The organism is Vibrio sp. 1S139 (genome assembly GCF_041439475.1).
Taxonomy (GTDB): Bacteria; Pseudomonadota; Gammaproteobacteria; order Enterobacterales; family Vibrionaceae; genus Vibrio; species Vibrio crassostreae_C.
On sequence record NZ_JBGOOD010000057.1, the window covers coordinates 15,028 to 30,452 of the forward strand.

Sequence of the window (15,425 nt, forward strand, 5' to 3'; positions counted from 1 at the left end):
GAGATGTACGATGAACAAAAAACTATTATCGGTAAGCATTATTAGCGCGTTCACGCTCGCTTTTGCAACAGGCTGTACGACACAAGAGAAAACAGCACCAGTAGTCAGTGTCGCTGAACAAGCTGCGCCTGCTATTAGCGAAATCGACCGTAGTTACCTATTGAGTAGTGACCGTTTAACTGAAGTTGATGGCGACACATTAGCCGTTGCTTCAGAAGAGCAAGTCGCTGCGCTTAAAGCACAATTTGAAAACCTAAAAGATGGCGACGAAGTGGTGATCCCTGCCGGTAAATACGCGAACTTAGGTCAAGTGACGATTACGGCGAATGACATCACTATCAAGGCAGAGCAAGCAGGTTCTGCGTGGATCACGGGGTTGATTCAGTTTGAACTGAAAGGCGATGACATCACGCTTGATGGCTTGGTATTTACTGAAGGCGGCCCTAAAGAACGCTTTGGTGCAGTTCGTATGATGGGTAATGGCAATACGCTTCAAAACTCAACATTCTACTACTTCAACCACGATTACACGTACGAGCCAGACGAGCGTCGTTCTGAGTATCCAAAGTACCTTTGGGTATCTCTATGGGGTAAAGACGGCAAAGTCATCAACAACCGTTTCGAAGGTAAGCAAAAACGCGGCACTTTGATTGGTGTACAAAAAGATGACACAGCTGACAACCACCTGATCGCAAATAACATCTTCATGGATCAAAAGCCTAACCAGTTCAACGAATTCGATATCAAAGAAGCGATTCGTTACAACGGCAACAGCTGGGAAGCGATCCGTATTGGTGATTCTAAATCTTCACAGTGGGATTCAAGTTCTAAGTTCGTGAACAACCTAATGATCGATATGGATGGTGAGCGTGAGCTTATCTCGATTAAGTCGGGCGACAACACGATCTCAGGCAACACGATCTTCCAAAGTGCAGCTCTTATTTCACTGCGCCACGGTAAAGGCAACACAGTTGAGAACAACATGATTCTTGGCAATGGAAAGCGCCTAACGGGCGGCATTCGTATCTACGATGAAGATCATGTGATTCGCAATAACTACATTGCCAACACTCGTGGTCGTGATGGTGTGATTGAAGGCAACGCTGACCTACGTGGCGGCATTGTTATTAACACGGGCATCATCGACGTAGCGAATGGTGAGCAGCTAGATCAATCGGTGAAAGGCAAAGAGCTTAATAAGCAGTGGACACCGAAAAACATCACGATCGAGAACAACTCGCTAGTTGATACTGAGTGGGGTATTGTTTACGGCAACCAAAGCCACCGTGTAAGTTTGTTTGACAACGCAGAAGTGGAAGGCATTTATGCGGGCGTTGATGTGGCGTTCAAACACAACGTGGTTGATAACTCGCAGTCACCTGAGTTTGTAAGTGTACGTGCAACGCAAGACTTCCCATTAGTTGGCGCAACCTACACAGACGAAACTTACGTAGGTCAAGTAACGGATTCTGAACTGATCGAAGGCTACTCGGTTGAGCTACCAAAAGTCGTTGTAGAAAATGGCATTAACGCTTACCAAGGTGAAGGCGCAGACGTGTCTAAACTTGCGGTTGTGACAGCTGAAACAGCGGGTCCAGACTACGTGCTTGAGAATACGACTAAGTAATTTATTAGTTAATGGCTAATGGCTAAAGGTTAATGGCTTGAGCTACCAAATCAATTCACGATAGCTGTCCTGACCATAACACTTAAAAAGCCTCAACAGATAATGTCTGTTGAGGCTTTATCGATCTTAGGTCGTGATCATCTCAATCTTACGTCGAGACTACTGTGATTTATACTTATGCAGTAGATCCCAAGGGATATGACATAAGTGGTGATCTTCAGGGAAGTGACTTAAGTGATGCTGGTGGATGTCGTCGCTGGCAACATAATTGGTCAACGGCAACACCTCAACAGCGATACGGTCGGCATCATCTCTTGAAGAAATATAGTGCTTAGCTTCGGTTAAGTGTTCTGCATTAGTGCTGTATACACCTGTGCGGTATTTCTCTCCGACATCGACACCTTGTTTATTCAAGCTGTAAGGGTCGATAATCTCAAACAAGTGTTCCATCAAAATCGTGACTGACGTGATGTTTGGATCAAATTCAATTTGTACGCACTCCGCGTAGCCATTGTAATCGCTTTGTGTGCCGTCGCTTTGTGTCGTTTTGTTCTCTGTTGGCTGGGCGCTTCCATTAGCACGGCCTGCTTCTGTGCTGATAACACCAGGAACGTACTTAATAAATTCTTGTACACCCCACAAGCAGCCGCCAGCTAAATAAATTTGTTCCATACTTCTCTTTGAGCTCTCTGTGTTTGTTGATGTTCGTTAGGTACCCGAATCAATACGATGATACACGTACGTATAAAAAAGCGTCTATAAAAATGAGCGCGCAAATAAAAACAAGCGTTTAGGCATTGTAAACCTGTGCGACTGAACAAACATAAGTTTAATATGATTTGTGATTATATAAGTCAGTATTGCTTTGTCATCAACTCGAATCTCAACATCAAGTGAGCGTTACTCTAAACATGTTTGATCAAATAAAAGACTTCATTAATCCGAGCAAGAACCCAGACTTGACTCAGGCTCATGAATATCAGCGCAAGCATCTTCCTACATTGTGGCTGTTGGGCAAAACGGGGGCGGGCAAGTCATCGTTTATTCAAGCGGTCACGGGCGACTCTTCTGTAGAAGTGGGCAATGGTTTTGCGCCTTGTTCCATGACGGCGATGTCGTATGAGTTTCCGCAAGACAAACCCGTGATGAGGTTTCTTGATACCAGAGGACTCAGCGAAGCGAATTACGATGCGAAAGAGGATTTGGAAGAGATTGGTCAGGCAGGTAATGCGTTAGTCGTTGTAATGAAAGCCGACGAACCTGAACAATCCGCTGTGCTTACGGCTCTAAAACAGATTAAGAAACAGAAGAAGATTAAACACTTGTTGCTGGTTCATACGGCGGTGTTGTCTTCCAGTGAACCAGATCGAGCAAGGCAAATTCAGTTCAACACCAACCAAGTAGAGAAGGCTTGGGGTAAAGAGTTTGAATCGGTAGCGGTCGATTTCGAAACGGATGACTCGAGCAATAACAGTGGTTCAATTTACAACTATGACATCTTGTTAGAAAAGCTGACCAGTATTCTTCCGGTGATCGGAATGATGGTGCAAGACAAAGAGCACTCCACACAGGAAGAAGCCAACTTTGATCAAGTAGAAAACGAAGTGCTTTGGTATGCGGGAAGTGCGGCAGCGAGCGACCTGATTCCGGGTGTTGGGTTGGTGTCGGTACCTGCGATTCAAGCGAAAATGCTTCATAGCTTGGCGAATCAATATGGTGTCGAGTGGAACAAGAGAGTCTTCAGTGAGTTGATAGGCACTCTGGGAAGTAGCTTTGCGTTGCAATACGGAATGAAGTTGGGCACTCGACAGTTGATAAAGCTGATTCCAGTTTATGGTCAAACGGTAGGTGCGGTGGCTGCAGCGGCAATGAGTTTCGGCACCTCTTATGGTTTAGGTCGCGCGGCTTGTTTTTACTTCTATCATAAGAACAAAGGCGAAGAAGTGTCTGAACAAGAGATGCAGAAGATCTACAAAGAATCTCTGAAAAAAGGAAAGGCGGCGTCGGGTTATGAAGAAAATTAGAAACCTATTTCGATTACTGGCGGTGCTATCGAGCGGACGCTGGGGCATTGCCCTGATTTCGGCGATCTTCCCAAGCATTATCATGATGGGTTTTGGTGTCTTCTTGGCGATCAAATACGGTTATCTACTCGAAATGTCGATTGCCATTGCCGTGAGTACCTTGGTATTCACCATTCCCTTGTTCATTTCTAGTCGTTCTTCACGCGATTCTTCAAGCCGCTCTTCACGCCGATCTTCAAGTACGGAGCCCTTCTCAAATAAAGAGAGCGACGGCCTTGGCGAAGATGCTTCTGAATCTGATTCACAGCATAGCAAAGCTGATATCAACGATGCCTTGGTTAAGGCGTCGACTGATTGGTCTCAAAAAGAACTGTCGATCTGGAATGATTCAAAACACCATGTACGCCAACAATTAATGGTCGACATAGAGTGGGGCAACCTAGACCAAACCGGTTTAGAAGTACTTGAGTTTGTGGCGAAAAAGTTTGATAAGAAATCGCTCGATTTCTCGATTCCTGAAGGGCTAAAGCTGTTCGAAGAGGTAAGCCGACGCTACAAACTGGTAGTGCGAGAGCATATACCGGGCATTGAGTATCTCAAGGTTTCTTACATTAAGGCGGGCTACGAAGCCTATGATAAATATGGCGAGCTAGGGCAGAAGATCGTTAAGGCCGCTATTTGGGGGAATCACCTCAAAAACCTCTATTTAAACCCGCTAAAAGTTGTTTCTGATTTAGGTAGAGAGCAAGCGACATCTTCAATGACAAGAGGTGTGGTTGATGACATGCAATACGCCGCCAAACAAGCCTTATTAGATGAAGTTGCGGCGGTCGCGATTGACCTCTATAGCGGACGTTTCAGCATTGAAGATGAAGCATTGAAAGCGTCCGATGTATCTGAACTCGACGAACGACGCTTTGCTCCAGAGTTAGAGCCTGTGCGAATCGTGCTGGTGGGGCAAACCAGTTCTGGTAAATCTTCGCTTATCAATGCGCTTAAGCAAGAGTTGGTAGCTGAAGTGGATGTACTGCCATCAACCGACACTTCAACGGTATACAACGCGTTTGTCGACGACAATGATGTTCGCGTGGTTGATCTTCAAGGGCTTGATGGCAATCCTAAAACCGAAGCCTTAATGCTGAAAGAGATGATCCAAGCCGATGTGGTGTTATGGGTGCTTAAAGCCAATCAATCTGCGCGTGATTTGGATAAGCAATTGAAAGATAGATTTGATGCTTTCTATGACGATCCTAAGAACATCTCACGCAAGAAGCCGATTGTGGTGTCGGTTGTGAATCAGGTAGACCGATTAAAGCCTGTAGACGATTGGCAACCACCGTATGACTTAGAGAATCCAACATCGACCAAAGCAAAGATCATTGCTCAAGCGCTCGAATACAATCATATATTGCTGCAAACCGATATCGTGTTACCGCTGGCGATTGCGCCAGAAAAGGTACAGTTTGGTTTAGATACTTTAAGGCAGACGTTGATCGAGCGTATCGCTGACGCAAATAACGTTCAGAGAAATCGCCAACGTTTAGAAGCCATGAAAAGAGGGACGTCGGTTAAAGGCCAACTGAATAAAGCGGTCAAGGCGGGTAAGAAGGTTGCCCCCAGTGCATTGAAAGCAGCGACGCCAAAACTGGCTGAAATGGCCATCAAGCAAGTCGTGAAGAAAAAGTAAGTTATTCATTGCGAATACAGTTCTGGTGAGGTTTGAGCCTCATCAGAGCTTATCTTTTTTAGATCGGCGAGTTTTAGAGTTTGGCTTTTTAAGCTCAGTAGCTCTCTAGAAGACAGCTTTTTAGAAAACAGCCATCTTCGCCCCTTATTAGAGATGTATTGAGTTTAAAAGAGATCCGATATTATTAAGTAACTCGCTGAACTAGTTTAATAGTATATAAACGGCTGTGATTCACAGTTTATATAACATGCTATCGTATTTAATTATCATTCTAAATGTTGATCACATTTATACTTTTCTAAGCTGTATTTATAAAACAATTGCACTATATTTAAATTTCGGATCATCTTGATTTCAACGTAGGGATATATTGTGAACATGTATCTGAAATGGCAATCAACAACATGGCTAACCTTGTTAGCTTGGTATACCTTAGATCACCAGCTCTCGTTCCGCCTTTCTTCAGAGTAGTGCCCTCTAGGCGTCACGCGCCAGCAAAGCAGCGTGCTTTGTTTACCTATTAGCAGCTTTGATAACCTTTGAACGCATGAATGTCGCACTTATTATTTCGTGCAGAATATTCGTTGTTTTGTCGTTCTCGCTAATTATCTCAGCCTCTGTTTAGGTTCGATTAATAACTAATTATTTAACTTGTTTATTTTCATTGTTAATTTCCGTCTATCTTTATGCGGAACTATTAAATTAATGGTGAGGATTCGTGACATCTAAAGAAAATAGATTTCGACCTGATCGGAATGTATAGAAAGGTACTATTATGGAAAACTTCAAACATCTACCAGAACCGTTTCGTATTCGTGTTGTAGAACCAGTAAAAAGAACAACCTCTGCATATCGTGAGCAAGCCATTGTTGAAGCGGGCATGAACCCATTCTTACTGGATAGTGATGATGTGTTTATCGACTTACTGACAGACAGCGGAACCGGATCTATCACCCAACGTATGCAAGCCGCGATGTTAATGGGGGATGAAGCGTACAGTGGTAGTCGCAGTTACTACGCATTGTCGAATGCGGTTAAGGATATCTTCGGTTACGAGTTGACGATTCCAACACACCAAGGACGCGGTGCAGAGCAGATCTACATTCCGGTTCTTATTAAGAAGCGTGAAATGGAGAAAGGGCTCGATCGCAGCAAAATGGTCGCCTTGTCGAACTACTTCTTCGATACAACACAAGGCCACACTCAAGTGAATTGCTGTGTGGCGAAGAACGTTTATACCAAAGAAGCGTTCGATACCTCAGTGAACGCGGATTTCAAAGGCAACTTCGATGTGGTGAAGCTGGAAGAAGCGATCTTAGAAGCGGGCGCAGCCAATGTTCCCTACATTGTGAGCACCATTACTTGTAACTCTGCTGGTGGACAGCCAGTGTCTATCGCCAATCTAAAAGCCGTGTATGAAATCGCTCAGAAGTACGATATTCCTGTGATCATGGACTCGGCACGCTACGCAGAAAATGCCTACTTCATTCAACAACGTGAAGCGGGTTATCAGGATTGGACAATCGAACAGATCACGCGTGAGTCTTACAAATACGCGGATGGTTTAGCTATGTCTGCCAAGAAAGATGCCATGGTACAAATGGGCGGCTTGTTGTGCTTTAAAGACGACGCTTTCATGGATGTGTACACAGAGTGTCGAACCTTGTGTGTGGTGCAAGAGGGCTTCCCAACCTATGGTGGCTTAGAAGGTGGCGCGATGGAGCGTCTTGCGGTTGGCCTTTATGACGGCATGCGCCAAGATTGGTTAGAGTACCGTATTGGCCAGGTTCAATACCTTGTTGATGGCTTAGAAGCGATGGGCATCGTGTGCCAGCAAGCAGGCGGTCATGCTGCGTTTGTCGATGCGGGTAAATTGCTGCCTCATATCCCGGCTGGTCAGTTTCCCGCACATGCTTTGGCGTGCGAACTCTATAAAGTCGCGGGTATCAGAGCGGTTGAGATTGGGTCTTTGCTGCAAGGACGCGACCCAGCAACAGGTGAACAACACCCATGTCCTGCTGAGTTGTTGCGCCTTACCATTCCTCGCGCGACCTACACACAAACACACATGGACTTCATTATCGAAGCATTCGAAAAAGTGAAAGAGAATGCAGGACAAGTGAAAGGGCTCGATTTTACCTACGAGCCGCCGGTGTTAAGACACTTCACTGCGCGCTTGAAAGAGGTAGAGACCAGCGAGAAACAAACAGAAAAAAAGAACGAACAAACGCTCGAAGAAGCATTTTAAAATAAAAACATAAGCGAATAGTCACTAGAACCCTAATCAAAGGCTCCCTCGGGAGCCTTTTCTTTTTTTGGATGATAGGGGAGTTATGTCGTTAAGCAGTTAAGCAGTTAAGCAGTGAAGCTTTTACGCTTTTAAGCTCTTAACCCGTTAATCATTTAGGCCTTTAGATGTTGAACTACGCTTGTTTGTTTTTCAGGGTAGACTTCAACATTTGGAATAACCACTGATTCAAAGGTGCGTCTTTTTGCGAGCGGCGGCAGCTCATCACATAGCTCACATCTATGGTTCATGTTCGATTGTTAAAGTTACTCCAACAAAAACACAGATACCAAACGAACAAAGAATTAGAAATACAACGAGGTGATGTATGAACAAGTTAATCGCACTAGGCTTAATGGCTCTTTCAATGAACACGGCTTTTGCTGCCGACGGTACGTATACAGGGACTATCGACATGACAAGAAGCGAAGGTAATCAAGTAAAGGCTGAGCGTGTTGAATCTGACTTAACACTGGAAGGAAGAAATGAAGCGTCTAACGGCGGAATCCAATTCCAAAAGAACGTAGATCAAGACCAAACGATCCAGCTTACAGGTCGTCGTGATTAACGTTAAAGATGTGCTTACCATTGTCATGAGAAATGCTGCGCCCTCGGGTGCAGCATTTTTCGTTATTGGGTTGTGGAGTATTTTATAAACTCTAGCGATCTAGCCTTGGCATGTTGTGTAACGTGTGGCATTTTGTTGTTCTCAAATTTAGATCGCTATTAGGTGTTGGTTAAGCATTACAAACCAGTAAGCGAACGACTCGAAAGGACAAGGAATGACTCAAAAAGAAACGGGAATGATTCGTCATATTCTACTGATTAAGTTTAAAGAAAACGCTGAGGCTTCAGAGGTTCAAAAACTAAAGATGCTGTTTGAAGCGATGCCAAACAAGGTTGAAGGGGTCACTTCAGTAGAATGGGGATTAAATGACAGCCCTGAAAACAAGAATCAAGGTTATACCCACTCGGTGTTAATGACGTTCGCCGATGAAGAAGGCCGCCAGAATTACCTTCCGCACCCTGAGCATGATGCGCTGAAAGATGTGTTTCGTCCGCTTTTAGAAGACATCATTGTGTTTGATTACTCCCTGTAATTAGGTTCTGAGTAGGTCTCTTGTGTTTGACTTACCTTCGATAATGAAGAGTTAGGGCCTAGAGATTAAGCCCTAACTAAATAAGAAACGACTTACTCTGTTGGCGAAATCGTGACTGGTGCAAACGATGCGACAGCATTTCCGCCTGCGCCCGGACGGTCTACATAAGGCGTGTTCTGCATTAAGGTGTAGTACACATCCACGAAGTCATCATCATTCACTAATACGCCATCAGGAATCACGTCGATAATCTTGCCTGTGATCTGAGGGATGATCGCATAACCTTGAACTTCTGGATCAGGAATCATCTTCAGTATCTCTTCTGCGGCTTGAACTAAGAGTTTTGCTAGCGCTTTGTAGTCTGTGCCATCATCGTGTTCCATTAAGATCATGTCTGCAGCGCCCCAACGGTAGCGAGGCCAGAAGATGACGGTCTGGTTCGGGTAGTACGTTTGTTTGTCGTAGTCCAGATAAGGCATCTCAACGAGGTCGATCTGGGGCTCTAAACGACTTGAATCGACACCCGTCACGATAGCGTAGATTTCCGCTTTACCAGAGATCCAAGGTTCTTGGTCGACGGCTAAACGGATTTTGGTTAATTGTGTGGTATTCAACGGCTCAGGTTCCGACAAGGCCATCGAGCGACGTGCCCTGTTCATCAAAGACGATTTTTGAGGTTTACTCTCGTCGGTATTGGTATCGCTAACGGCATTTATTTGCGTTGTAGTACCCAGGTTTTGCATCTCTGCCTGCATCGCCATTAGGCCTGCTTTGAGCTCTTCAGCACCGTTACTATCAACCACAAACACTGGGACGTCTGGCATTTGGTACACGTCTAGTTCATGAACCTGTCCGTACACGTCATACGCTTCAATGTATTGCCAATTCGAATCATCGCCTGATGGTTCAAATGCAAACAGCGGGTTTTCACCATTCTTCCAAGCTTCGATCATCGCTTCATCAGCCATGCGAACCTCTAACACAGAGTCGCTGAAGTCGTTGATCCCTTTCATCTTGCGATAACCAAGATCCGCTTTCTGCATCCTGCTTGAAAATGCAGAGTAGGGCTGAGTAGAGCTCAATTTATCTACAGGCGCGGATAAGTTCTTTTCTGAGATCTGAGCTTTTAAGGAGAGCTCAAGATCGGAATAACGCTCGCTGATTTGTAACGCCAGAGATTGCTTTTGCGCTGCGCTACTTTCTGCAATACCTAATGAATCAGTTGTCTCAATATTTTGCGCATAAGACTGGAAGCCAACCACTGTCGTTGCAAGCACCATACTGATAGGAAAAGATGGTCTCATAAATAATCCTTATTTTAGTTTTTATCATTAATAGAGCATTTGCCCTATAAGGATTAACCTATCAGTAACGTGAATGTGTTCAAAAGTTAGTCAGTTATTTTTGTTTCGTTGTGCAGCACAGGATCTCAATTTAAACTGTTTTTATAAAACAATGCCTAAGTAACCTTGATATTTATAAATTAATAAACGTATCAGTAAATAACTTACAATATTATTAACTACTAGGGTGTGTCATAAAAAAACCTACTCAAAGTGAGTAGGTTTTTATTTCGCGGTCAACCGCTAGTTCTCGATTTACAACTTGTTTGAGAGGCTCGCTCTAACTCAATCTAAACGTAACGTTAGGCCAGAGTAGTTTGAGTATCCGCGCAGTAACACATGATAGGTGACACCCGGTTGAGCGCTCACACTGCACTGCTCATTGTTTCCAGCGCGATAAGGGCGACAATCGTAACTCGATGTCGTTGGCTTGCTGCCTGATTTCACGTAAAGATCGGCATCGCCTGAACCACCAGACATTGAAACCGTCACGCTGGATGCAGAATCAACAGTGAACGTGTAGAAGCTCTCTGAAGATTGATTCCCGCTTAGGTTCGTAATTGGTGTGCCTTTCGTCAGCACATTACCAGTTGGCGGCGTTACACCACAACTTGCATTCACGCCTACTGTGTTAAAAGCATCTTCAACATCGGCAACCACATAGCCCATGTCTGCTGCGGCTTTCGCTACGCCACAAGCTCCAGCGTCAAAGGTACTGTTTGCCGTCCAATACAACTGGTTGGCAACCGTGAATATCTCAAAACCCTTACGTACATTCCAACCCGATTTGTTCGCTAAAAGGTAAAAGGCGCGGTTGTAAACACCGCTAGATAAGTGAACGTTCAAACCATCGTAGTATTGAGAGGCGTGATCAATCGAGCGACCATCTTTTGAAGGTTGATCGAAGTAACGTAAGCCGCCTTCTGATTTGAATATATCGCTTCCGACCACCCAATCCACACTGCCACGTAAGTAGTATTCAGCCGCTTCGCCCGCAATATCGGAGAAGGCTTCATTGATACCGCCCGACATGTTTTGGTACACAAGGCCGGAGTTTTGCTCGGTGAACCCGTGGCTAACCTCGTGAGCACTCACGTTGATATCGACCAATGGGTAAAAGGTGTTTTTGCCATCCCCAAATGTCATGGATGAGCCATTCCAAAAGGCGTTTTCATAATCGGTACCGTAATGAACGCGCATCGTCAGCTGGAAAGTTAAAGGCGACGTGTTCATCCACTCTTTGTACATATCGAATACGACATTACCAAAATAGTGCGCATCGTTAAGAGGCGAGTAAGCCCCGTTGATGTATTTATGATCGGTGTAGTTGGTTCCGTCGGCACAGTTGTAGCTGTAGGCTGCGCTGTCAGAGGTTCCGTTCCTCAAATCGACTGTCTTAACCGATTCGTTTTCTAACGTACAAGTTGTGCCTGTCTTGTCGATGGGAAAGCTAGGGAAGTCACTGCCATATTCATATCGATTGGTTTTGAGGTTGCCACCTGGGCCAGTACCTAATGCTTTAGCGTGGTTTAGTCCATTCCATTTTTGGAGCACATCGCCAGTCGTAGCATCAATAAAGTAGAAAGGACGCTCCGGCATTGAGGACGCGATAAAGAAATCGACCAGATACACCACTTGGGCGACTTGATTCTCGTCCAGTCTCACCATCAGTTTCGCGTTTTTGTTTTCAATCGACTTTTTGCCGACAGTAAACGTGCGGTGAGAGGATATCGCAGCTTCAATCGCTTGTTTTCGATTCAGTTTTGGCGCGATGCTGGATAGGTCACCACTGATCCCCTGTGCCATGGAGCCGAACACCTGAGTGGGTTGGTTCTTGGAAAGGGTGGCGACAACGGAGGTATCAAAGACGGGTAAACCTAGGTGAGTTTGTTGATAGCGGACTTTGGTTTTTCCATTGGGCAATACCACCCGTTTAACTTCAGAAAAACCTAATTCAAGTGGAGCAACACTCTTCGACTGAGCGACGAGGCTTTGTTGTAGTAATGCATCATTATCGACTCTGACCATTTCTGCAGCGTGCGCATTAAAGCCAAAAGATGTACCTAGAATAGCTGCTATTTTCCAGCTTAGTTGACGTTGTTGGTTCATTTTTCATTCCTGATTTTAATATAAACTCCTTCTTCCCAACGGCTTTATAGGAAGTCTATATGCAACACATCTGTGCCATGTGTTGCGAATCAAGATTGGAAGAGCATTTGGAATTATGACAAGTTTATCAGGAAGAATTATTTTTAGAGTATGTAATTCAAAGTTTACAAAAGTTCTTATTGATCAAATTGTTTTTATAAAATCTAATTTTATTATTTATCGTAAGCGTATGAAGGGGCGAGAGTTATTAAAACCCGCTTTGTTTTAATTTATAGAATGAATTTCTCTAAGTTAATTTCGATATTTCTCTGTTTTTACCTTAACTACAAATGAGTAAATAAGCCGGTTTTTGGAAGTGGAAATATTGTCTTTATTATCAATAGTAAACTTGTTTTAACAATACCACTAAGTACAGATCTCACCTTTTTTAACACTTAGTCTCGTTAGATAGGAAAACATCTACATTTTCATGTTCAATCACAAACTAAGAAAGATAAGTCATTGTTATGAAGAGAGTCAGTCGTTTAAGATAGGCTACATAAGAAACTAGACAGAAGAACTCTGTATTTAAATTCAGAATTTCTCTGTCTAATAGCTGTTAGCAATCTAAATTACTTTCGTAGCTTCATACCAAGGAATGACATGACAGGATTTAACAACCAAGCATTTACTACTTTAGTTGAGGATCTATTGAACGATGCCTTCTATCTCGAGGCTCGTTCATTTAGGGGCACTATATCCACAATAAGACAGTATGCAGAAGTAATAGTAAGAAAAATTTTGGATCTTTCAAACGAAGATTATCTGACTCTAGGTAATAAACAAATATTAGATAAAATAAAAGAAAAGAGTAATAACAATCCTTTATTATTGGAAGCTTTGAAAGAGATTACCAATATAGGTAATAAATGTACTCATACCCAAAGCTTAGAAAGAGTAACGGCTGAAGAAGTCGAAAAAACAATTGAGCATTTATTTAACCTGTATGCCTACCTATTTATTGATTATTTTAATAAATATAGGTTCGGTATAAATGAAGACATTCAATCTTCATTCTCAATTTTGCCTCCAATCATTAGATATATTGTTCTTTCTGAAATATATGATGGTGACACAGAAAATGTATCTATCATTGATAAATTGTCACTCGCAACATTAAAGGCATACGATGAGACTCAAGCTATTACATGGTTAGAAGATCGAAAGTATAAATTAACTAATATGACTTCTGTTACAACTGAAGCTGCTCAGGATTTAAAAGATAAAATAGGCGAAAGCACCGCTAATATTATTATCAGCCAAGCTCCCAATATGTTCGATTTGTGCATGAAGAGAGTTAAAATTGTGGCTAAAACCATCCAAGAAAAAGGTCGGTTATACGACGATTTCGAAAGCGCTATTGAACTTTATAAAGAAAAAGGAATTGTCGAAGGGGAAACCGATGAAATATCTAAGTTTAATAATTTAATGGATTTTGTATATTTGGGTCGAAAAACTCGAACAAATGAAAAGCTGGATGATAAAGATTCATATATTTTAATGGATAACCTTACGTTTGATATCAATTGCTAACAAGTTGCTTAAACGGAAAAATAACAGTTGGCCATCGCTTCGTGATTATAGCCAACAATTACTTTCCGCTTAGCAAGGCGTTAGCCCCACTATTTTATATTGAGGGAAAAATGAACACAGATATTGTTGCAGGAAAAGGGACAGCATTACTGAGTGCTGATACGACTCGGTTTGAGGAATACTTAGGTCAGCTTGGCTTACCTACCGAGAACATAATTGCTGAGCTAACCGAACGACAAGTAATAGAACAAAACCTACCCTCATTTATAGCCTCATTGCCACCAGAAGTTAGAAGAGAAGCTAGATATCTGTCTAAGTTCGTTGCAGGAGCTGCAATCGGTTTATTTGATGCGTCGCTAAATTACGTTTGGAACGAGGTTGTAATAAATCTACGTCACAAAGCAATTGTCTATGGGCTAGATATGTTTTTTGACGCTGCCGTTGGTGGTAATCGTCGAGAGTTTTATTCAACAGAAGAAGATTTATCGGGTATAAAAGACAACACGTTAATTAACACATGTAGAAAGCTAGAATTGATCTCTGATATCGTTTATACAAAACTTCATCATATTCTAACTATGAGGAATGATATAGGAGCTTCACATCCTAATACTTACTCAATTAATGGTTTTGAATTGCTTGGCTGGCTTCAAACGTGTGTGAAAGACATATTGAATGACAAACCATCAGAATCAGCAATTCAAATAAAATCATTTATAGATAACTTAAAAGTATCAAAATCTGTACTTGATGATTCGACGATGAAAAGTATGGAAAAGCCATTGGCAGACCTGTCCTTACAAAACACAGATAACTTACTAAATAGTATTTTCGGAATTTATAATACTGAAAAAACAAGTAATATTGTTCGCAAAAATATTGCATTGTTTGCTCCACATATTTGGGATAAAAGTTCAGAAAGTGTTAAATATAAACTGGGAGTTACTCTTGATGGTTATAAGAACAACCTTCATGAAGATAAGCATAAGTTTGGTATAGAGTTTTTCACTTTTTGTAATGGTAATCGTTATCAATCATTAGAGTCTCGTATAATATCTCTTGATGGTCACGTTGATGATTTGCTTGAGGCTAGATATAGTTGGGATAATTTCTATAATGAACCTCCACACATGAGAAAGGTTCTATCTTACTTTGACACTGAAAGTGATATTCCTACTGAACGTTTGGGTAAGATATTAAAAGTGATTTTAATTTGCCGAATCGGTAAGGGTATTTCATATAACACCGGAGTTTCTCCAAGTGGTCGACCATTATATGATAAGTTCTTTTCACTTTTAGGTGACGATAATATTATACAGGCGATAGTTTCAATACATTCAAATGACGTTAGAGTTCATCTTGATAATAGATTTTGCCAAGATCACATGGAAGCAGTTCTTAAAATTTTCAAAGCTAATGCAAGAAGTGAACGTATTCAAGAAATTCTTGATTACTTAATCAGTAACAAGAAGATTTTGAATAAGATCCACTTGGATAAAGGTTATAAGGATGTGACTAAAAATCATATAACATGGGGCTAACAAACGACTATGGCGTCAATGATTAATTTTTGGCTGTGTTTTCATCCCACATGGCGCCATCTCTGAGCATAGAGTTAAGTGTCACAACCATCTTTCGAACACACGCGATTATTGCGACTTTCTTAGGCTTTCCGG

The 15,425-nt window shown here is 42.5% G+C and carries 11 protein-coding genes and 2 pseudogenes; 8 read left to right on the plus strand and 5 right to left on the minus strand.

Going from position 1 to position 15,425, the window contains the following annotated elements:
• The first annotated feature begins 10 nt into the window (after window positions 1-10).
• Window positions 11-1,627 (plus strand): polysaccharide lyase 6 family protein, encoded by a 1,617-nt coding sequence (locus ACED46_RS16990; protein ID WP_371721976.1) that lies wholly within the window; start codon window positions 11-13, stop codon window positions 1,625-1,627.
• A gap of 159 nt (window positions 1,628-1,786) precedes the next feature.
• On the opposite strand, the gene ACED46_RS16995 is transcribed toward ACED46_RS16990, so the two are convergent.
• Window positions 1,787-2,299 carry a peptide-methionine (S)-S-oxide reductase gene (locus ACED46_RS16995; RefSeq protein ID WP_017063632.1) on the minus strand — a complete coding sequence of 171 codons (513 nt, stop codon included), beginning with the start codon at window positions 2,297-2,299 and terminating at the stop codon, window positions 1,787-1,789.
• A gap of 239 nt (window positions 2,300-2,538) precedes the next feature.
• Here ACED46_RS16995 and ACED46_RS17000 point away from each other — a divergent pair, with 239 nt between their 5' ends.
• The 3 genes from ACED46_RS17000 to tnaA all read left to right on the plus strand — a co-directional run bounded on the left by ACED46_RS17000 (window position 2,539) and on the right by tnaA (window position 7,586).
• Complete coding sequence (locus ACED46_RS17000; RefSeq protein WP_371721977.1) at window positions 2,539-3,651, plus strand: YcjF family protein; 1,113 nt, start codon at window positions 2,539-2,541, stop codon at window positions 3,649-3,651.
• Window positions 3,638-5,338 (plus strand): GTPase family protein, encoded by a 1,701-nt coding sequence (locus ACED46_RS17005; RefSeq protein ID WP_371721979.1) that lies wholly within the window; start codon window positions 3,638-3,640, stop codon window positions 5,336-5,338. The genes ACED46_RS17000 and ACED46_RS17005 overlap by 14 nt, the downstream gene beginning before the upstream one ends.
• Window positions 5,339-6,113: 775 nt before the next feature.
• Window positions 6,114-7,586 (plus strand): tryptophanase, encoded by a 1,473-nt coding sequence (gene tnaA / locus ACED46_RS17010; RefSeq protein ID WP_371721980.1) that lies wholly within the window; start codon window positions 6,114-6,116, stop codon window positions 7,584-7,586.
• A 175-nt stretch (window positions 7,587-7,761) separates the two neighbouring features.
• On the opposite strand, the pseudogene ACED46_RS17015 reads toward tnaA, so the two are convergent.
• Window positions 7,762-7,872, minus strand: a pseudogene (locus ACED46_RS17015) (LysR family transcriptional regulator); the annotation flags it as partial.
• Between the two features lie 81 nt (window positions 7,873-7,953).
• Between ACED46_RS17015 and ACED46_RS17020 the strand changes: the two are divergent.
• Window positions 7,954-8,193 (plus strand): hypothetical protein, encoded by a 240-nt coding sequence (locus tag ACED46_RS17020; protein ID WP_108092771.1) that lies wholly within the window; start codon window positions 7,954-7,956, stop codon window positions 8,191-8,193.
• A gap of 214 nt (window positions 8,194-8,407) precedes the next feature.
• A complete protein-coding gene (locus tag ACED46_RS17025) occupies window positions 8,408-8,725 on the plus strand; it encodes a Dabb family protein (protein ID WP_009846539.1) in 318 nt (105 codons plus the stop codon).
• A 92-nt stretch (window positions 8,726-8,817) separates the two neighbouring features.
• On the opposite strand, the gene ACED46_RS17030 is transcribed toward ACED46_RS17025, so the two are convergent.
• Together ACED46_RS17030 and ACED46_RS17035 are read right to left on the minus strand one after the other, a co-directional pair.
• Entirely contained in the window at window positions 8,818-10,029 is a 1,212-nt protein-coding gene (locus tag ACED46_RS17030) for a DUF3103 domain-containing protein (RefSeq protein WP_371721981.1), read from the minus strand.
• Between the two features lie 324 nt (window positions 10,030-10,353).
• A complete protein-coding gene (locus tag ACED46_RS17035) occupies window positions 10,354-12,177 on the minus strand; it encodes a M4 family metallopeptidase (protein ID WP_371721982.1) in 1,824 nt (607 codons plus the stop codon).
• Window positions 12,178-12,819: 642 nt separating this feature from the next.
• Here ACED46_RS17035 and ACED46_RS17040 point away from each other — a divergent pair.
• A complete protein-coding gene (locus tag ACED46_RS17040) occupies window positions 12,820-13,749 on the plus strand; it encodes a hypothetical protein (RefSeq protein ID WP_371721983.1) in 930 nt (309 codons plus the stop codon).
• A 110-nt stretch (window positions 13,750-13,859) separates the two neighbouring features.
• Window positions 13,860-15,290, plus strand: coding sequence for a hypothetical protein (locus ACED46_RS17045; RefSeq protein ID WP_371721984.1), 1,431 nt, complete (start codon window positions 13,860-13,862; stop codon window positions 15,288-15,290).
• Between the two features lie 22 nt (window positions 15,291-15,312).
• Here the strand turns inward: ACED46_RS17045 and ACED46_RS17050 are convergent.
• A pseudogene (locus ACED46_RS17050) lies at window positions 15,313-15,425 on the minus strand (IS110 family transposase); the annotation flags it as partial.